The organism is Oxalicibacterium sp., assembly GCF_035565035.1.
Lineage (GTDB): Bacteria > Pseudomonadota > Gammaproteobacteria > Burkholderiales > Burkholderiaceae_D > Oxalicibacterium.
Genome location: NZ_DATMTD010000017.1, coordinates 18,238 through 36,676 on the forward strand (window position 1 = coordinate 18,238; position 18,439 = coordinate 36,676).

Annotated in this window: 20 protein-coding genes; 11 read left to right on the forward strand and 9 right to left on the reverse strand. The window is 56.3% G+C overall.

What is annotated here, in order from left to right; translation table 11 throughout:
* Nucleotide 1 precedes the first annotated feature (1 nt).
* Nucleotides 2-709 carry a cytochrome c biogenesis CcdA family protein gene (locus tag VN114_RS01860; protein ID WP_325511399.1) on the reverse strand — a complete coding sequence of 236 codons (708 nt, stop codon included), beginning with the start codon at nucleotides 707-709 and terminating at the stop codon, nucleotides 2-4.
* Nucleotides 710-940: 231 nt separating this feature from the next.
* Here VN114_RS01860 and VN114_RS01865 point away from each other — a divergent pair, with 231 nt between their 5' ends.
* Genes VN114_RS01865 through VN114_RS01880 form a run of 4 tightly spaced genes read left to right on the forward strand, consistent with a single transcriptional unit; the run spans nucleotide 941 to nucleotide 3,498 of the window.
* Nucleotides 941-1,312, forward strand: coding sequence for a GFA family protein (locus tag VN114_RS01865; RefSeq protein ID WP_325511400.1), 372 nt, complete (start codon nucleotides 941-943; stop codon nucleotides 1,310-1,312).
* Nucleotides 1,309-1,461, forward strand: coding sequence for a hypothetical protein (locus tag VN114_RS01870; protein WP_325511403.1), 153 nt, complete (start codon nucleotides 1,309-1,311; stop codon nucleotides 1,459-1,461). Before VN114_RS01865 ends, VN114_RS01870 begins: the two co-directional genes overlap by 4 nt.
* Nucleotides 1,451-2,188 (forward strand): response regulator, encoded by a 738-nt coding sequence (locus tag VN114_RS01875; RefSeq protein WP_325511405.1) that lies wholly within the window; start codon nucleotides 1,451-1,453, stop codon nucleotides 2,186-2,188. The genes VN114_RS01870 and VN114_RS01875 overlap by 11 nt, the downstream gene beginning before the upstream one ends.
* Nucleotides 2,185-3,498, forward strand: a complete 1,314-nt coding sequence (locus VN114_RS01880) for an ATP-binding protein (RefSeq protein ID WP_325511407.1) — start codon at nucleotides 2,185-2,187, stop codon at nucleotides 3,496-3,498. The genes VN114_RS01875 and VN114_RS01880 overlap by 4 nt, the downstream gene beginning before the upstream one ends.
* A 180-nt stretch (nucleotides 3,499-3,678) precedes the next feature.
* Here VN114_RS01880 and VN114_RS01885 read toward each other — a convergent pair whose 3' ends face one another.
* From VN114_RS01885 to cls, 6 genes are all read right to left on the reverse strand, one after another.
* Nucleotides 3,679-4,455 carry a peptidylprolyl isomerase gene (locus tag VN114_RS01885; protein WP_325511409.1) on the reverse strand — a complete coding sequence of 259 codons (777 nt, stop codon included), beginning with the start codon at nucleotides 4,453-4,455 and terminating at the stop codon, nucleotides 3,679-3,681.
* Nucleotides 4,456-4,521: 66 nt separating this feature from the next.
* Nucleotides 4,522-4,791, reverse strand: coding sequence for a BolA family protein (locus VN114_RS01890; protein ID WP_325511411.1), 270 nt, complete (start codon nucleotides 4,789-4,791; stop codon nucleotides 4,522-4,524).
* A gap of 7 nt (nucleotides 4,792-4,798) precedes the next feature.
* Nucleotides 4,799-5,419 (reverse strand): septation protein A, encoded by a 621-nt coding sequence (locus VN114_RS01895; protein ID WP_325511413.1) that lies wholly within the window; start codon nucleotides 5,417-5,419, stop codon nucleotides 4,799-4,801.
* A 22-nt stretch (nucleotides 5,420-5,441) separates the two neighbouring features.
* Complete coding sequence (msrB, locus tag VN114_RS01900) at nucleotides 5,442-5,849, reverse strand: peptide-methionine (R)-S-oxide reductase MsrB (protein WP_325511415.1); 408 nt, start codon at nucleotides 5,847-5,849, stop codon at nucleotides 5,442-5,444.
* Entirely contained in the window at nucleotides 5,846-7,345 is a 1,500-nt protein-coding gene (locus VN114_RS01905) for a protein adenylyltransferase SelO (RefSeq protein WP_325511417.1), read from the reverse strand. The genes msrB and VN114_RS01905 overlap by 4 nt, the downstream gene beginning before the upstream one ends.
* Nucleotides 7,346-7,498: 153 nt before the next feature.
* Nucleotides 7,499-8,923 carry a cardiolipin synthase gene (gene cls / locus VN114_RS01910; protein WP_325511419.1) on the reverse strand — a complete coding sequence of 475 codons (1,425 nt, stop codon included), beginning with the start codon at nucleotides 8,921-8,923 and terminating at the stop codon, nucleotides 7,499-7,501.
* Nucleotides 8,924-9,171: 248 nt separating this feature from the next.
* Between cls and VN114_RS01915 the strand changes: the two genes are divergently transcribed.
* Together VN114_RS01915 and VN114_RS01920 are read left to right on the forward strand one after the other, a co-directional pair.
* On the forward strand, nucleotides 9,172-9,366 hold the full coding sequence (locus VN114_RS01915) for a YjfB family protein (RefSeq protein ID WP_325511421.1): 195 nt from the start codon (nucleotides 9,172-9,174) through the stop codon (nucleotides 9,364-9,366).
* Between the two features lie 84 nt (nucleotides 9,367-9,450).
* A complete protein-coding gene (locus VN114_RS01920) occupies nucleotides 9,451-10,053 on the forward strand; it encodes a DUF924 family protein (protein WP_325511423.1) in 603 nt (200 codons plus the stop codon).
* A gap of 47 nt (nucleotides 10,054-10,100) precedes the next feature.
* On the opposite strand, the gene VN114_RS01925 is transcribed toward VN114_RS01920, so the two are convergent.
* Nucleotides 10,101-11,003, reverse strand: a complete 903-nt coding sequence (locus tag VN114_RS01925) for a LysR family transcriptional regulator (protein ID WP_325511425.1) — start codon at nucleotides 11,001-11,003, stop codon at nucleotides 10,101-10,103.
* Nucleotides 11,004-11,153: 150 nt separating this feature from the next.
* Here VN114_RS01925 and VN114_RS01930 point away from each other — a divergent pair, with 150 nt between their 5' ends.
* The gene (locus VN114_RS01930; protein ID WP_325511427.1) at nucleotides 11,154-11,789 is read left to right on the forward strand and encodes a glutathione S-transferase family protein; all 636 of its coding nucleotides are present in this window, start codon (nucleotides 11,154-11,156) and stop codon (nucleotides 11,787-11,789) included.
* Nucleotides 11,790-11,919: 130 nt separating this feature from the next.
* Here the strand turns inward: VN114_RS01930 and VN114_RS01935 are convergent, their stop codons facing one another.
* Entirely contained in the window at nucleotides 11,920-12,552 is a 633-nt protein-coding gene (locus VN114_RS01935) for a TetR/AcrR family transcriptional regulator (RefSeq protein ID WP_325511428.1), read from the reverse strand.
* A 270-nt stretch (nucleotides 12,553-12,822) separates the two neighbouring features.
* Here VN114_RS01935 and VN114_RS01940 point away from each other — a divergent pair, with 270 nt between their 5' ends.
* The 4 genes from VN114_RS01940 (at nucleotide 12,823) to VN114_RS01955 (ending at nucleotide 18,439) form a co-directional block, all read left to right on the forward strand.
* Nucleotides 12,823-13,002: a hypothetical protein gene (locus tag VN114_RS01940; protein ID WP_325511430.1), complete on the forward strand. Its 180-nt coding sequence runs from the start codon at nucleotides 12,823-12,825 to the stop codon at nucleotides 13,000-13,002.
* Nucleotides 13,003-13,007: 5 nt separating this feature from the next.
* Nucleotides 13,008-13,826 (forward strand): alpha/beta hydrolase, encoded by an 819-nt coding sequence (locus tag VN114_RS01945; protein WP_325511432.1) that lies wholly within the window; start codon nucleotides 13,008-13,010, stop codon nucleotides 13,824-13,826.
* A 113-nt stretch (nucleotides 13,827-13,939) separates the two neighbouring features.
* Complete coding sequence (locus tag VN114_RS01950) at nucleotides 13,940-15,157, forward strand: efflux RND transporter periplasmic adaptor subunit (protein ID WP_325511434.1); 1,218 nt, start codon at nucleotides 13,940-13,942, stop codon at nucleotides 15,155-15,157.
* Between the two features lie 66 nt (nucleotides 15,158-15,223).
* On the forward strand, nucleotides 15,224-18,439 hold the full coding sequence (locus VN114_RS01955) for an efflux RND transporter permease subunit (RefSeq protein WP_325511436.1): 3,216 nt from the start codon (nucleotides 15,224-15,226) through the stop codon (nucleotides 18,437-18,439).

Sequence of the window (18,439 nt, forward strand, 5' to 3'; positions counted from 1 at the left end):
TTCAGAATCCTTTCAGGGTTGGGTAAAAGTCGGCGATCCAGGCGTAGATCAGTACGTCGTATTGCAGGTAAATAGCGAAACCGGTCAGCAGAATCAGCACGCCGAAAACCTGCTGCAGACGATGGGTGTGACGGGCGATGACACGTACTCGCGTCGCAATGAACTGGCCGCCGTAGGCGATGATCAACATCGGGATACCGGCGCCGATCGCGTACAGGATCAGCAAGGTGGCGGACCAGCCGATGTCCTGTGCCTTGGCGACCAGAACCAGAATCGATGCCAGTACCGGACCGGCGCATGGCGTCCATACAGCGCCGAGCGACATGCCGAGCAGAAAGCCGCCGAGATTGCCGGAGTTGTCACCGCCGGCGCTCGGACCGATACGGTTCAATGCGCCGCCGGCATGTGCCATCAGCCATTCGTAAGGATGACGCCACAACATCAGCAAGCCGGTCAGCATCAACATGACGATGCCGGCGAGCCGTAGCGTTTCGTGCGCAACGACGACGTGTTGCGATGCGCTGGCCAGCAACATGCCGAGCGTGGCGAAGGTCAACACGAATCCGGCGACGATAAAAAGGGGACGCACCCGATTCACGCGTTGCAGCGTGCTGCCCAGAACAATGGGCAGGATGGGCAGGACACATGGCGAGGCGATGGTAAGTACGCCGGCAAGTAACGCGAGTGGTGCTTCGATCAGATTGTTCATACGGTTCTCCTGTTGGGATGACCGTATTTAATCGTCCGGGCGTATCCGGGATGTGTCGAAAACAGCCCTGAGTGCAATGTTTTGTATCGTGTACAAGTGCAGATACATTGCGATACAAAAGGATGATGTTGGCAGGGTATAAAGCCAACATTCCCGAACGGAATTCCATCTGGATGCACGCTCGGGACGTATTAAACATCCGTCAAAACCCGTCATTCATCAGGAGAATCGATGACCCACTCAATTCACGCCGGCTCATGCCATTGCGGCGCGGTCAAATTCGAAGTGCGTACGGCATTGGAGCCGGCGACGCGCTGCAATTGCAGTCTGTGCCGCCGTAAAGGCGCGTTGATGTCGCCGACATTTGCTGCCGATGCATTGCACATCGTGCAGGGACGCGAACAATTGTCCATGTATCAGTTCAATACCCGCGTCGCGAGACATTATTTCTGCAAGGTGTGTGGTATTTACCCGTTCCATCAGACGCGCAAGGATCCCGATGCATGGCGCGTCAATCTCGGCTGCCTGGACGGCATCGACGCATATGCCCTGGAGAACAACGTGGCCGACGGCGCCAGCCTGTCCGTGATGGAGGATGCATGAACGCGCTCATCAAACGCTTTTTTGCAATCACGGCTTTTCTGGTTGGCGGCATCAGTGTCGAATTGGCGACGCCGGTCAACTGTCTGTTAATCGCCACCAGTCAACCGCGCGGAAGGCGCAGTAAGTTAAGATTCGAAGATGGAAAATAATGACCACATTCTGATCGTCGACGACGATCGCGAAATTCGCGAACTGCTCGCAACGTACCTGGAAAAGAACGGCATGCGCGCATCTGTTGCGGCCAATGGGCGACAGATGCGCACGATGCTGGAGCAGGGAACGTACGACCTGATTGTTCTCGATCTGATGATGCCGGGAGAAGACGGCCTGACGCTGTGTCGCGAACTACGTGCCGGAAAATGGCGCGCGATTCCGATCGTGATGCTGACCGCACGCAGCGAAGAGACGGATCGCATCATCGGGCTGGAGATGGGCGCCGACGATTATCTTGCCAAGCCGTTTGCAGTACGTGAATTGTTTGCACGTATCCGATCGGTATTGCGTCGCGCGCGCATGCTGCCGCCAAACCTGCAAGTCGAGGAGCCGGGACAGTTCATCACGTTCGGCGACTGGAAGCTGGATACCACCGCACGTCATTTGCTCGATGCCCAAGGCACGATGGTTGCGTTGAGCGGTGCAGAATATCGCCTGCTGCGCGTGTTCCTCGATCATCCGCAACGCGTGCTGACGCGTGATCAGTTATTGAATCTGACGCAGGGACGCGATGCCGACCAGTTCGATCGCTCGATCGATTTGCTGGTCAGCCGCTTGCGCCAGCGCCTGCTGGACGATGCGCGCGAACCGCGTTACATCAAGACGTTGCGGAGCGAAGGCTATGTGTTTTCGTCGTCGGTCGATATGGACGGACAGGCATGAACACGTGGAAATTCTGGCCGCGTACCTTGTTCACGCGGCTAACATTGATCCTGTTCATCGGCCTGGCAGTGGCGCACGCGCTGTCTTACTGGATGATCATGCACGAACGGAAGACGGCGACGACCGGCCTGATGCTCGGCTATCTGGAACAGGACGTCGCCAGTTCGGTGGCACTGCTTGACCGCTTGCCGGCTGCCGAGCGTCCGATGTGGCTACCGCGCCTGGAGCGCCGGACGTACAGTTTTTCACTGGAACCGGGATTGCAGGGGCATGCACCGGATACCAAACTGTCCAGCATGATCGCCGAATCGTTTCTCGATTCCATCGGCAGTCGTTATCACGTGACGGCCAATGTCGTGCCGGGCCAAAAAGATCGCGTGCAGGCGCAGCTTGAGCTGAGCGACGGCAGCCCGTTGACGATCGATATGCGGCCGGCCGGTCTGCCGATTTCGCCATGGCTGCCGGTCGTGCTGTTGCTGCAATTGGTGCTGCTCGCGTGCGTGACCTGGGTCGGTGTGCGACTGGCGACCAGACCGCTGGCGCAACTGGCGAATGCGGCCGATACATTGGGGCCTGACCTGCGCGCATCGCGCCTGTCCGAAGACGGCCCGCTCGAAGTATCGCGTGCAGCACGCGCCTTCAATGCGATGCAGGAACGCATCGGCGTCTACATGACGGAGCGGATGCAGATTCTGGCGGCAATTTCGCATGACCTGCAAACACCGATCACGCGCATGCGCATGCGTGCCGACATGATGGAAGACTGTGAGCAGCGGGACAAACTGAATCATGACCTGAAGGAAATGCAGATGCTGGTGAAGGAGGGCGTCACCTATGCGCGTACCTTGCACGGCACCGCGGAAGCACCGTGCCGTATCGATTCCGATGCCCTGTTTGAAAGCATGGTGTTCGATTACATCGATTCAGGAGCGAAGGTGGAGTTGCATGGCAAGGCCGGGCAATCGCTGATGACGCGTCCGCATGCCGTGCGTCGCGTTCTTGGCAACCTGATCGACAACGCGCTGAAATATTCGGGCGATGCGCGCATTTTTGTATCGGCAGATGAAAAGGGCACGGTCACGATCCTGGTGCAGGACAGCGGGCCGGGCATTCCGGAAGAAGAACTGGATGCGGTCTTCCAGCCGTTTTATCGCGTCGAGGCATCGCGCAATCGCGATACCGGCGGCACCGGACTCGGACTTGCCATCGCCAAGCAGCTAACGCAGGCGATGAATGCCACGTTGTCGCTGCGCAATCGACCGGAGGGCGGTCTGGAAGCGCGGCTGACGCTGGGAAATGTCGAAGAATAGAACGCTGCGGAGCGCATTCACGGGCATGCGCATGCGCAGAGATGGATTCGTTCAGGCTAAATGAAGTATCTGGCCGTAAATCGGATATTCATGAGTTGATATCCACCGTTCTGCTTCAAGCAGTTCGATAAATAAAAAAGGCGCTCCTCGGAGCGCCTTTTTTCATCAGGTAATGATTGATTACTTGATCGTTGCCTTCGAACGCAATTGCTGTTGGTACGCCTGCAGTTTGCGTTGCTGCAGCGATTCCACGATTTGTGGTTTCACTTCTTCCAGTGTCGGGATCTTCGCAGCGCGTACGTCGTCCAGACGGATCACGTGCCAACCGAATTGCGTGTGCACCGGCGTTTCCAGCAATTGACCTTTTTTCAGCGAAACCATCGCATCGGAGAACGGCTTCACGAAAGCGGAAGGCGCTGCCCAGTCCAGATCACCACCGTTGTTTGCGGAGCCCGGATCTTTCGATTGCTTGGCCAGATCTTCAAATTTGGCGCCGCCTTTCAGCTTGGTGATGATGGCTTTGGCTTCATCTTCGGTTTCCACCAGGATGTGACGAGCGTGGTATTCCTTGTCGCTGGCTTGTGTCTTGAACTTGTCGTATTCAGCCTTGATGTCGGCGTCCTTGACCGGATTCTTTTTCAGATAGTCGGCAACCAGCGCACGGATAAGGATCGACTGACGGGCGATTTCGATTTGCGCCTTGACGTCGCCATGCGTGCCGAGGCCCAGCTTGTCTGCTTCCTGGATCAGGATTTCGCGGTTGATCAGTTCATCCTTGATCATCGCGCGCAATTCCGGCGTGTCCTGCTGGCCTTGCGCAGTCATTTGCTTGACCATGATGTCCGCACGGGAAGATGGCACCGGCTTGCCGTTCACGACGGCCAGGTTTTGCGCCATGGCAGGCAAGGTTGCGGATACGAGTAATGCGACCAGCAAATGAGCAGGTTTTAAGGTCATGTTGTTTCCTGATGGAAGTGATTTAGAAGGGTGAGGCTAATAATTATTTGCTGACGTAAAGATTTGTCAGATTTCCGACGGTGCAAGGGCGGTTATGGCCAGAGCATGAATATCCTTGTGCATCATGTCACTCAGGCAATCATACACCAGCCGATGACGATTGATGCGGCTCTGCTTTTCGAACTGTTCGGCAACGATAAAAAGCCGGAAATGGCCGACACCAGAGGCTGCACCGGCGTGGCCGGCATGCAACGCCGATTCGTCTTCAAGTTGACAGGCCTCTGGTGCAAAAGTTTCAACAAGACGGGCGCGGATTTGGTCAATGCGAGTAGTCATACAGCCTTTATTGCGGTTCCTTGATGTGTTTGGACAGCATCAGGCTTTGCACGATGATGAAAGCGAACATCAATCCCATGCTGCCGAACAACTTGAAATTGACCCAGCTGGCAGTAGAGAAGTTGAACGCAACGTAAAGATTCAGCATTCCCATCGTGATGAAGAAGGCGACCCACGACAGATTGACGCGACGCCAGATGCCTTCCGGCAGTGACATCTGTTTTTCCATCATGGTGCGGATCAGATTCTTTTTCAGGAACATCTGGCTGAACAGCAGTGCGGCGGCAAAGCACCAGTACAGGACGGTCGGTTTCCACTTGATGAAGGTTTCGTTGTGGAAGTAGATTGTTGCGCCGCCAAATACCACGATGATTGCGAGCGACAACCACAATGTCGTATCGACCTTCTTGCCACGCATCAGCAACCAGCCGATTTGCACGATGGTGGCGACGATCGCGATGGCGGTTGCGAGCAGAATCGGTGCCTGGGCAAGCGTGACGTCACCGCCCGAAACCAGACCGGCCAGATACTGCTGGCCGATACTTTGTGCCGCCTGTGCATTGCCTTCGCCCCATTTGAATACGCCGAAGAAAAGGATAACGGGAAACAGATCGAACAGAAATTTCATGGCGTGTCTTTGTCTCGAACGATTATTTCAGTTCCGGCATCGGCGAAAAACTCAGTGATGCCGAGTTGATGCAATAACGCAGGCCGGTCGGCGGAGGGCCGTCGTTGAAAACGTGTCCCAGATGTGCATCGCAGACGTTGCAGATGATTTCGGTACGTACCATGCCGTAGCTGTGATCGACCTTCTCCTTGACCATCGCCGGGTTCAGCGCCTTGAAGTAGCTTGGCCAGCCGCAACCGGATTCGAACTTGGCATCGGACGCAAACAGTGGTGTGTTGCAGCACACACAGGTATAAATGCCCGGTTCGTGGTGGTCCCAGTAACGGCCGGTAAACGGCGCTTCGGTGGCGGCGTGGCGCGTGACGTCGTATTGCTCGTCGTCGAGTTGCGCGCGCCATTCGGCATCGGTCTTGACTACTTTGTCGATCATGATGAGCAGCTCACTTCCAGTTCGTTGGCCCAGTCAGGGGGCAGGGCGGCGTAATGTTCATTTACGGGCTGTTCGTCGAACGGCCTTTCCAGAATCTGCAGCAGCCTGGCAATTTCGGAAAAATCCTTGTTCTGCGCTTTTTCGATGGCGATCTGGGCCAGATAATTGCGCAGCACATATTTGGGGTTGACCGCGTTCATTGCAAGCTTGCGCGTTGCATCATCGCTGTTTTCCTGCTGCAGGCGTGCGCCATATTGTAGCGCCCAACCGTCAAAAGCGGCGCGATCGATGAAGAGGTCGCGTAACGGCTCCGAGCTGGCCGTGTTGCCCGGTTGCAGGTCGGCGAGTCGACGGAAGAACGTCGTGAAATCGACGTGGCTTTCCTGCAGGATGCCGAACAGGTCGTCCAGCAGCTTGCCGTCTTCCGTCAAGTCGGTCGTCAGGCCAAGTTTGGCACGCATCAGCGCCATGAACTTTTCGGAAAATGCCGGTTTGTAGATACGCAATGCAGCCTGCGTTTCTTCCACGCTGCCGATCAGCGGCAACAGCGCCTGTCCCAATGCATAACAGTTCCACTCTCCGATTTGCGGCTGGCGCGCGTATGAATAGCGGCCTTGCTGGTCGGTGTGATTGCAGATGTGATGCGCATTGAATGCTTCCATGAAACCGAACGGACCGTAATCCAGCGTCAGGCCGAGAATCGACATGTTGTCGGTGTTCATCACGCCATGCATGAATCCTACCGACTGCCACTGTGCCATCAGTTGCGCGGTGCGCAGCGTGACTTCGGTCAGCATGGCCTTGTATGGATTTTCGGTGTCGCGCAACTGCGGGTAGAAATGATCGATGACGTAATCGGCCAGCGTCTTGAGCTCGTCGTGCTTCTCGTTGTAGAACCAGTGCTCGAACGAACCGAAGCGAACGAAGCTCGGCGCCATGCGTGTGGCGACGGCGGAGGTTTCCGGTTGTTCGCGCATGACTAGCTGATCGGAGCCGGTCACACACAATGCGCGCGTGGTCGGAATGCCGAGTGCGGCCATCGCTTCCGAGCAAAGAAATTCGCGGATCGACGAACGCAGGACGGCTCGGCCGTCGCCCATGCGGGAGTATGGCGTCAGGCCGGAACCTTTTAATTGCAGTTCGAACCGACAGGTCGGTGCGTTCGCCGCCGGAACGTCGCCGAGCAGGATCGCACGGCCGTCACCGAGCTGTCCGGCCCACACACCGAACTGGTGGCCGGAATAAACCGCGGACAACGGTTTGGCACCGGCGGGGACACGATTGCCGGTCAATGTTTCGACAAAATTTTCCGTCTGCGTTTCAGAAAAATCGAGACCGATCAACGCCGCAGCCGATGCACTTGCCGCAACCAGATACGGCTTTGGCAACGGTGTCGGCATCAACGTCGTGTAATGCGCAGGCGGCAGCGTGGCAAACGAATTGGAAAACGTCAGTTCATCGAGACGATGGCCGGAACGAGGCGCAGTTTCATTCATGAATACTTTCAATGGCATGACGAGGCGTCTGGCCGGCATGCGCTGCGACGCCATCGACAATAAAAGATGTATTTTGACAGAGAAGGGAAAAGGCCACATCGCCGCTGGAGGGCGATGCGGCGATAGACGTTGTTGGCCTTGCGCAGGCTTTTTCTACAACCAGTATTCGAATTGTCGTGCAAACCATTCTTGCATCCGGTCCGACATCGGACGTTCCGCCCATTTTTCCGGGGTGACTTCAATGGAGTTCTTCAGGTCTTCATTGAATGCGCTTTCCATCGTCGAGCCGAATTCCTGATCCAGTGCGATCAGGTTGACCTCGCTGTTATGCAGGAAGCTGCGCATGTCCAGATTGGTCGATCCAACCGTTGACCAGTAACCGTCGATCACGGCGGTTTTGGCGTGCAGCACGGATGCCTGCAATTCGAAAATGCGCACACCGCTGGCCAGCAGTTCGGTATAGAACGAACGACCGGCGTGCATGACCAGACTGGCATCGGATACGGCGGGGAAGACGAGCTTCACGTCGATGCCGCGTTTCGCGGCGTCTGTCAGTGCATCGATCATCTGCTTGTCGGGTACAAAGTAGGAGTTCGTAATGTGAATCGAGGTTTTCGCCTGCTGCATTGCCAGTACATAGGCCTTGTAGACTTCATAATCACCACCCGGTTTGCTGGCAATGACACGCACGATCTTGTTGCCGACCGGCTCCAGCTTCGGGAAATATTTTCGCGATGCCAGATCGTCTTCCCGCTGGCTGACCCATGTCTGCAGGAACAGCCACTGGAACGACGCGACGGCGGGACCTTCAACCTGAATGTGTGTGTCGCGCCATCCCAGATGACTCTTGTTTTTCGATTTGGAACGGAAGAGGGAGCCGGAAGAATAATCGTCGGTAATATTGATGCCGCCGGTGAAGGCGATCCTGCCGTCGACTACAAGGATCTTGCGATGATCGCGGTTATTCAATCGCCATGACGAACCGAAGCGCTTGAACGGATTGACCGGATGGAACTCGACGACGGCGATCCCGGCGTCGCGCAAGCGTTTGAAGAAATCAGGGTGCGTACCGAGAGAACCGACACTGTCGTAAATCACATTGACCTGCACGCCTTCGCGCTGCTTCTGAATCAGCAGATCGGCGAATTCGTCTCCCATGGAATCCTGGCCAAAAATATAGGTTTCCAGATTGACGTGATCTTTTGCCGTCTTGATCGCGGCGATCATTGCCTTCATCGTCGCCGGCCCGTCGTTGAGCAGCGTCAGCTTGTTGCCGGCAATGAGTGGACTGCCGGTCGCCGCTTCTTCGAGCGCGGCCATTTCCGGCAGATCGACTTTGGAATTGCGCAGACGTTGTGTCAGCAATGATTCCGATTTTTGCGGCGACAGGTCGCCTTGCGCCGTCTTGATGGTCGGTGAGGATTCCGGCGTCAGCGATGCGTTCAGGTAACGCACATCGGGAAGCGAGGCGCACGCGGTGAGGGACAGGCAGACCAGCACGAGCAGGCGAGGAATGGCGAGCCGATGTCGCGATGGTTCGGACCGCTTGAAAGGGTGGCGCAAAAATGTGTCCGTCATGTTGTCTTGTCCCCTAATTGCCATTGTTTTATTACATTCGATGGCGACGACGCATTCCCTCAATAAAAGCGGATCGCGTGCTGCGTTATGCAATCAGACAACAAATTTTCGAAAAAGTTGGCAGTGCGGTAAAACTTGTTCGTGAATTCGTGCTCCAAACTGTAATAGCCGCATTAAGGAACTAAAGAAAATGAAATGGCGGCCGTTAAGAAAAGATGAAGCGCCATATTGGCGTCATTGGAGACAGCATGGACGTTGGCAATATCCCCGCACTCGCCACCAGCATGGCGCAGGAACGCACGGCTAACGCGGTAGCGATCACTGTTTTCAAGAAATCCATGGATATACAGGGCGCGATGGCAATGGCACTCATCGATGCCGTCGGTCAGGTACAGCAGAATCTGCCACCGCATTTGGGAAACAATATCAATACCAAGGCTTGATAACTGGGAGTTCCGATTGGTGTTCCGGTATGCAGCCGGAATCAGTCGGCTATCGCGGTGACAGCAAACGGACAGGAGCCGGCATTGACTGAAACTGCAGAAACGATACGCACGTTCTGGTTTGGCGACGATGCAGATGACGCCGCAGTTGCCGCTCAACAAAGCAAACTGTGGTGGGCCAAGAATGACGCTGCGGATATCGAGATTCGTACTCGCTTCCAGACATCCACACTAGCTGCGGCGAAGGGCGCGCTCGACACGTGGGCAGCGACGCCTTCGGGCACACTGGCATTGATCCTGTTGACGGATCAATTTCCACGCAACATGTATCGGGGTCGTCCGGAGTCGTTTTCCTTCGATCCGATTGCGCTGCACTGGACGCTGCACGCACTCGAGCATGGTTTCGATGCATCGCTGCGCCCGATCGAACGCATCTTCATCTATCTTCCTCTGGAACATGCCGAATCATTGATGTTGCAGCAGCGTGCAGTGCAGTTGTATGAAAAGCTGCTAAGCAATGTGCCGACAGAGCAGCAATCGGTGTTCAGCGGCTTCGTCAATTTCGCCGTGCGTCATCGGGATGTCATCGCCCGCTTCGGACGTTTCCCCCACCGCAATGCCATCCTCGGTCGTGCTTCGACCCAAGAGGAAATCGCTTTTCTTAAAACCGCCGGCTCGTCGTTTTAAGTCGCGTTATGCTGCAATCGCAGCAAGTCCTGCATCAGTTCATCAACTCAACCGAATCCGGTCTTTGCAAACAGTTCTGCCGCCCATTCGGCAAATGCACGTACTTTGGTCGACAGATGGCGATTAGGCGGATACAGAATCCACACTGGCACCAACTCTGACGGATAGTCTTTCATGATGGCGACCAAGTGGCCTGAATCGACATATTCCCGCGCAATAAAGGCCGGCAGTTGCACCAGTCCGATGCCGGAACATGCCGCTGCCGCGCAGCTGTCTGCATCGTTGATGGAGATGCGTTGGATGCCTTGCACGACGGTCTGCACATCGTTTTTCTCGTAAATCAGCGGAAAAACCTTGCCGGTTTTCGGCGATGCGAAGGCAATCATCTGGTGGCGTTCCAGATCTTCCAGATTTTGTGGTTCCCCATGCTTCGCGAGATAGGACGGAGCCGCATACGTCAGCATGCGAAAGTCGCCAAGTCGGCGCGCGACCAGCGATTCGTCATGAATATCGCCGCCGCGAATCACGCAGTCGATGCCTTCATGCACGAGATCGACAGGACGATCGGTGCAGCCGAGCTCCAGATCGATTTCCGGATAACGCGCAAAAAAATCATCGAGCGCCGGTGCAATGATGCGGCGACCGACCGAGCCGGGCACGTCAACGCGCAAACGTCCTTTCGGCGACATCGCTGCATGACTGACCGACGCTTCGGTTTCTTCAAGTTCTCCCAGCAGTCGCACCGCGCGTTCGTAGTAGCCGGCGCCATCCGGCGTCACGCTGACGTGACGCGTGGTCCGGTTCAGTAATTTGACGCGCAGTCGTTTTTCCAGCGCGATGACTTGTGCGGAGACCGTTGCCTTCGGCAGGTTCAATGAAGTTGCCGCCTTCGTGAAACTCTTCAGTTCCACCACGCGGGTGAAGGCGAGCATCGTGTCAAAGCGATCCATGTGCGATTGTCCGATCGTTGAATACAGTCGCATGATTCTATAGTGACTGAACGAAACATGCCGGGAACCTATGCGATTACATGCACTCACTATCGGCAGGCACGCATGAACGCGCAGAAAATTTTCGAACGAGTTTCATCAGGAGAAAAAATGATCACGCTTTACACATGGACCACGCCGAATGGGCGCAAGCCGGCCATCATGCTGGAAGAACTTGGCGTGCCTTATCGCGTGCAGCCGGTCGATATCGGCAAGGATGAGCAGTTCGAGCCGGATTTTCTGACGATTTCTCCGAACAACAAGATCCCTGCACTGGTCGATGACGAAGCAGAAGGCGGCCCACTGACGTTGTTCGAAAGCGGTGCGATCCTGACCTATCTGGCAGAAAAACACGGTCGTTTTCTCGACGCAACGGGGCCGGAGCGTTATCGTGCGCTGGCCTGGCTGTACTGGCAGATTGGCGGCACAGGGCCGATGTTCGGACAGCTCGGTTTTTTTGCGATGCGCGCAAAGGAAAAGCTGCCGCTGGCGATCGATCATTTCACCGAGGAAGCCGATCGTCTGCTGGGCGTAATGGATGGGCATCTGGCAAAAAATACCTATCTGGCCGGCGAACATTACACGATTGCGGATATGGCGAACTATCCGTGGACATTGAGTGCGACGACGTATCTTCAGGAGGTACTGGCCGACAGCATGAAAGACAAACCGGCGGTGCGCCGCTGGCTGGAAAGCGTGGGCCGAAGACCGGCAGTGCAGCGCGGCATGGATGTGCTGAAAACCTGAGCACGCCGAACCGGCACGCCGTATTCTTCAATATTCATCAATAAAAAAAGCGCCCGCAGAAGGGCGCTTTTTCTTTGCGATGACTCGGCGTTCGATAGCGAGGCAAACTTCCTGACTGTTTTTCCGATGGTTACTTTGGGACCGGCCAGGCACGCATTGCCGTCGCTGCAATCGCCAGCAGCTTGTCGCGATTGCCGCCGGTGTCGCGTGCCTGCGTTGTCATGCCTTGCGATACGGTGATGTAGAAATTGGCCAGCGCTGCGGCGTCGGTATCCGCTGGCAATTCACCATCGGCAATACCCTGTTCGATGCGCTCCCTGATCATGCCTTCGACGTTGTCACGCCGTTCAACCATTTTGTGTTGAACATGTTCGGATGACGCTGAGCAGTTGGTGGCCGCCGTAACGACCAGACAACCCGGCGGATGACTCGGGCAGGTGAACTCGACGGCATTGCTTTGCAGCAGACGTTCAATCGCATCGCGTGCGGTCGGTGCCTGTTCGAACAGGCATTGCACCGCGTTGCAATTCTTTGTCGAGTAGCGCTCGACGGCTTCAAGGAACAGTTTTTCCTTGTCGCCGAAAGCTGCGTACAGGCTCGGCGGCGTGATGCCCATGGCCGACGTCAATTCCTGCAGCGACGCGGCCTCGTATCCGAAGCGCCAAAAAACCAGCATCGCACGGTCCAGTGCCGCCTCTCTATCGAAGGAGAGCGGGCGACCGGCCTTTTTGCGTGGTTTTTCGATTGTGTTTTCTATTTCCATAGCGATCGATATTAAATCTCTTGACAGCGTAAAGCAGGCTGGCTACAGTAGCAACTGTATTCTGTAGTGATCACTAGTGAATATGACTGGCGTATGACCGTTTCGTTCACGGATGTACGTATTAAAAGGCTCTGACCCGCCTTTGTCAAGGCTGGAAACGAGTTACTGTCTAATTTTATATGACAGTCCTTCATTGAATCGAGTGTTTATCTTCAGACTTTGGATTTATATACTTCTTCCCATCGAAACTGTTTGCAAGGGAGCATCATCATGAAAACACGCTTCTATCATTTCACCGCTGTTGCTGCAGGGACACTCGCCTTGTCTGCTGCGATGCACAACGACGCATTCCAGAATCTGGTTTACGACAGCGCGTTGACTGGCGGTGCTGTCTGGGCCAATGCCACGATGGCGGTTGGCAATCTTGGTCAGCCCGCAGTTCAGCACTAATGAACATGGATCTGACCGCACAGCAATTATCCGTGAGGGCGTCGTTTCGTTACGCCGAGCACGAGGTTGTGCTGCGCGTTTTCGGCACGGGCGATAACCAGGATAAACAGGACAAACGCGATGCCGGTGCCGGATTGCCGCTGATCGTGTATTTCCACGGCGGCTTCTTCGATTGCGGTTCGGCAGACGCCGCCGACGGTATTGCTGCCGTGCTGGCGGAAAGTGCCGTGGTTGTCAGTGTCGATTACCCGCTTGCGCCGATTGTGCAGTTTCCCGATACAGCGGAAATCGCTTTTGCAGCGCTGCAATGGGCGCAGGCGAAAGCGACGGAATTGGGGGCCGACGGCAAGCGCGTATTTGTCGCAGGTGACCAGGCAGGCGGTAATCTTGCGGCATCGGTTGCGATGATTGCTCGCGACCGGATTGCCGCGACCAGCCGCGGTATCTGGCTGAAAGGTCAGATTCTGATTACGCCAATGCTGGACCCGAACCAGACGTCGACGTCGATGCAGTCGTCTTCCGAATGCATTTGCCGTGACGGTTGGGCGGCGTATCTTCCGGCGGTCAGCGCTGCAATGCATCCGTATGCGGCGCCCGCGCAATCGCGCCGACTGGCGGATCTGGCGCCTGCGCTGATCATCAGCGCCGACAGCGATGCAATGCGCGACGAAGCGGAACAGTATGCAGCGCGACTGATTGCAGCCGGCGTGCCGGTGCACACGCGTCGTCTCGAAGGTTCATCGCATGCGCTGGTACAACCGCATCATCCGGATTTTTCATCGGTCGTTTCGGCGGTGACGCAGTTCATCAACGATCCCGGCTGACGAAATGCCTTCTGAAAACGGCCAGACACATTTGGCATGCATCCGTATAACGCAGCATCGTCCCCATTCAGTTTTAACCATTTCATCAATTCAATTTATCAACAGGGAATAATATGAAAATCTCGACCAAGCCTCGTTTTTCTCGCAGCACGATCGCCATCGCGATTGGTGCGCTTGTCATCGCCGGTGCCGCGACCATTTCGCTTTCCGGTCACGCCGAGAAAACGCCTTCGGCTGCGCCGTCTGCCGCAACCGTCACCGTGGCGAATGTACTCGAGCGTTCGGTCACTGAATGGGACGATTTTTCAGGTCGCGTCGAAGCAGTTGAACGCGTGGAGGTGCGGCCGCGTATTTCCGGCACGATCGACGCCGTGCATTTTCAGGACGGTCAACTGGTGAAGAAGGGCGATCCTCTGTTTACGATCGATCCTCGTCCCTACAAGGCCGAGCTGGCACGCGCCGAAGCGGCACGCGCCGGTGCGGTTGCCCGCCTGTCGCTTGCGAAGACGGAACTGGAACGCACGCGCAAATTGCTGGAAGAACGCGCAGTCGCGCAACGCGAGCTCGATACGCGCGAAAACGCCTTCCAGGAAGCCGATGCCAACCTGAAGGCAACCGACGCTGCCGTGCAAACCGCACGCCTGAATCTGCAATACACGGAAATTACCGCGCCGGTGGCCGGACGCGTCTCGCGTGCGGAAATCACCGTCGGCAATCTGGTTACGACCGGTCCGACGGCACCAACCCTGACGACTGTCGTATCCGTGTCGCCGATGTATGTCAGCTTCGAAGTGGATGAGCCGACTTATATCCGCTATGCAGCAACCGGTGCCGTTGGCAACAGCGGTGTCAATCGCATCCCGGTGGCAATGGGTCTGACCAGCGAAGAAGGCTACCCGCGTCAGGGTCACGTCAAATCGTTCGACAATCGCCTGGATAACGGCTCCGGCACGATCCGCGTACGCGCCGTGTTCGATAACGAAAACGGCACGCTGACGCCAGGCATGTTCGCTCGCGTACGTACCGGCGACGCCAATGCGAAAAATGCATTGCTGATCGATGACAAGGCAGTCGGCACCGATCAAGACAAGAAATACGTGATGGTGGTCGGCGCCGACAACAAGGCGGTCTATCGCCCGGTCGTACTCGGTCCGATCGTCGATGGTTTGCGGGTTGTGCGTTCCGGCCTGAAGAAGGATGAACGCATCGTCGTCAACGGCCTGCAGCGCATTCGCCCGAACGACACGGTTACGCCGGAAGTTGTGGCGATGGATGCACGCGTTGCCGGTGCAGACGCCAAGACAAATGCCAATGTCGTTGCAGCGAATTGATCGGGTTCAACCGCAAACCATTTTTGCCGCATCTGACACGCATCTGAAATTTAAGAAGAAAACCACATGAACATATCCAGATTTTTTATCGACCGCCCGATCTTTGCGGGTGTGCTGTCGTCGATCATCCTGTTGGGAGGCTTGATCGCGATGTTCAACCTGCCGATTTCCGAATATCCGGAAGTCGTGCCGCCATCGGTCGTGGTCAAGGCCAATTTCCCTGGTGCCAATCCGCAAACCATCGCGGAAACGGTCGCCACGCCGATCGAGGAACAAATCAACGGCGTTGAAGGCATGCTTTACATGCAATCGCAGGCGACTTCCGACGGTCTGATGACATTGACCGTGACCTTCAAGCTTGGCGTCTCGCCGGATCAGGCACAGCAACTGGTGCAGAACCGCGTCAACCAGGCGCTGCCGCGTCTGCCTGACGTCGTCCAGCGTCTTGGCGTGACGACGACCAAAAGTTCGCCTGACCTGACGATGGTCGTTCACTTGCTGTCGCCGAACGACCGTTACGACATGGCCTATCTGCGCAACTATGCAGTGCTGAACGTCAAGGATCGCCTTGCGCGTCTGCCGGGCATCGGCGCGGTACAGCTGTTCGGTTCCGGCGATTACTCGATGCGTATCTGGCTCGATCCGCGCAAGGTTGCGGAGCGCGGTCTGTCGGCTGATGACGTCGTGCAGGCGATTCGCGAACAGAACGTCAACGTCGCGGCCGGTGTGATCGGTGCATCGCCGTCGGTGCCGGGTGTCGATTACCAGATATCGGTCAATGCACGCGGTCGTCTGCAGAACGAGGAAGAGTTCGGCAACATCGTCATTCGCACCTCGCCGGATGGTGTCATCACGCGACTGAAAGATGTGGCACGTATCGAACTCGGTGCGAGCGAATATGCATTGCGTTCGCTGTTGAACAACAAGCAGGCCGTCGCCATCCCGATCTTCCAGTCGCCGGGTTCCAATGCGCTTGAAATTTCCGAGAACGTGCGCAAGACGATGGCCGATCTGAAGAAAGACATGCCGGAGGGTGTCGATTACAGCATCGTCTATGACCCAACGCAATTCGTCCGTTCGTCGATCGAAGCGGTCATTCATACGCTGCTGGAAGCAATTCTGCTGGTTGTGATTGTCGTGATCATCTTCCTGCAGACATGGCGCGCATCGATCATTCCGTTGCTGGCGGTGCCGGTATCGGTGATCGGTACGTTTGCGGTGATGCTGGGCTTCGGCTTTTCGATCAATGCACTGAGTCTGTTTGGTCTGGTGCTGGCGATCGGTATCGTCGTCGACGATGCGATCGTGGTGGTGGAGAACGTCGAGCGGAATATCGAGGCGGGCCTGACGGCGCGAGAGGCGACGTACAAGGCAATGCGTGAAGTGTCCGGTCCGATCGTGGCGATCGCACTGACACTGTGCGCGGTGTTCGTGCCGCTGGCATTCGTGTCCGGCCTGACCGGTCAGTTCTTCAAGCAGTTTGCACTGACGATTGCGATCTCGACCGTGATCTCGGCATTCAACTCGCTGACGTTGTCGCCGGCACTGGCTGCGTTGCTGTTGAAAAATCATGGCGCGCCAAAAGACAGATTCCAGTTGCTGATTGATCGACTCTTCGGCTGGTTCTTCGTTCGCTTCAACAAGGTATTTCATCGCGGTTCGGAAAATTACGGCGGTGGCGTAACCAGCATATTGAAACGCAAATCGGTATCGCTGGCTGTCTATGCCGTGCTGATCGGCGCGACGATGTTCCTGTTCCATCACGTACCGGCCGGTTTCGTTCCAGGCCAGGACAAGCAATATCTGGTCGGTTTCGCACAGTTGCCTGATGCGTCGTCGCTCGATCGTACCGAAGACGTGATCCGTCAGATGTCCGATATCGCGATGAAAACGCCGGGTGTGGAATCCGCTGTCGCGTTCCCGGGTCTGTCGATCAACGGCTTCGTCAACAGTCCGAATTCCGGCATCGTGTTCGTTACGTTGAAACCGTTCGACGAACGCAAGAGCAAGGAGTTGAGCGGCAATGCGATTGCACAACAGCTGAACCAGAAGTTCTCGGTGATTCAGGGCGCGTTCATTGCAATGTTCCCGCCACCACCGGTACAGGGGCTCGGCACGATCGGCGGCTTCAAACTGCAGATTCAGGATCGTGGCGCATTGGGTAACGAGGCGTTGAACGATGCGGTCAAGGCATTCATGACGAAGGCGTATGCCGCTCCGGAACTGCAGGGCATGTTCTCCAGTTTCCAGATCAACGTGCCGCAGTTGTATGCCGATCTCGACCGCACCCGTGCACAGCAATTGGGCGTATCGGTGACATCGGTGTTCGACACGCTGCAGATCTATCTGGGCTCGCTGTACGTCAACGATTTCACCAAGTTCGGCCGGACCTTCCAGGTGCGGGTGCAGGCTGATGCACCGTTCCGTGCGCATGCCGAAGATATCGGCTTGCTGAAGGTACGCAATACCGCCGGTGAAATGGTGCCGTTGTCGTCCGTGTTGAAGATGACGCAAAGTCACGGCCCCGATCAGGCAGTGCGTTACAACGCGTTCCCGTCGGCCGACATCAACGGCGGTCCGGCACCGGGCTTCAGCACCGGCCAGGCGCAGGATGCGATCGAACGCATTGCAGCCGAAACGCTGCCGCGCGGTATCGGTTACGAATGGACCGAGATCACGTATCAGGACAAGATCGCCGGCGATACATTGTTCATCATCCTGCCGTTATCGATGCTGCTGGTGTTCCTGGTGCTCGCTGCGCAGTATGAAAGTCTGACGTTGCCGCTCGCCGTGCTGCTGATCGTACCGATGGGGTTGCTGTCCGCGATTTTCGGTGTGTTCCTGACTGGTGGCGACAACAACATCTTCACGCAGATCAGTCTGATTGTGCTGGTGGGGCTTGCCTGTAAGAACGCGATTCTGATCGTGGAATTTGCAAGGGAACTGGAAGATCACGGCAGGGGCGTCTACGAAGCAGCGATCGAGGCAGCACGTCTGCGTCTGCGTCCGATCCTGATGACGTCGATCGCTTTCATCGCCGGCGTGGTACCGCTGATTCTGTCGAGCGGTGCGGGTGCAGAGATGCGTCACGCAATGGGTGTGGCGGTGTTCTCCGGCATGATCGGCGTGACTGCCTTCGGCCTGTTCCTGACACCGATCTTCTACGTCCTGCTGCGTACGCTGGAAAACAGGCTCACGCCGAAGCGCGAGCCTGAAGCGGAAGCCTATGTGCATCATGCGCCAGCGATCACGTCGGACGCTCCGCATAATTACGAGGTATAA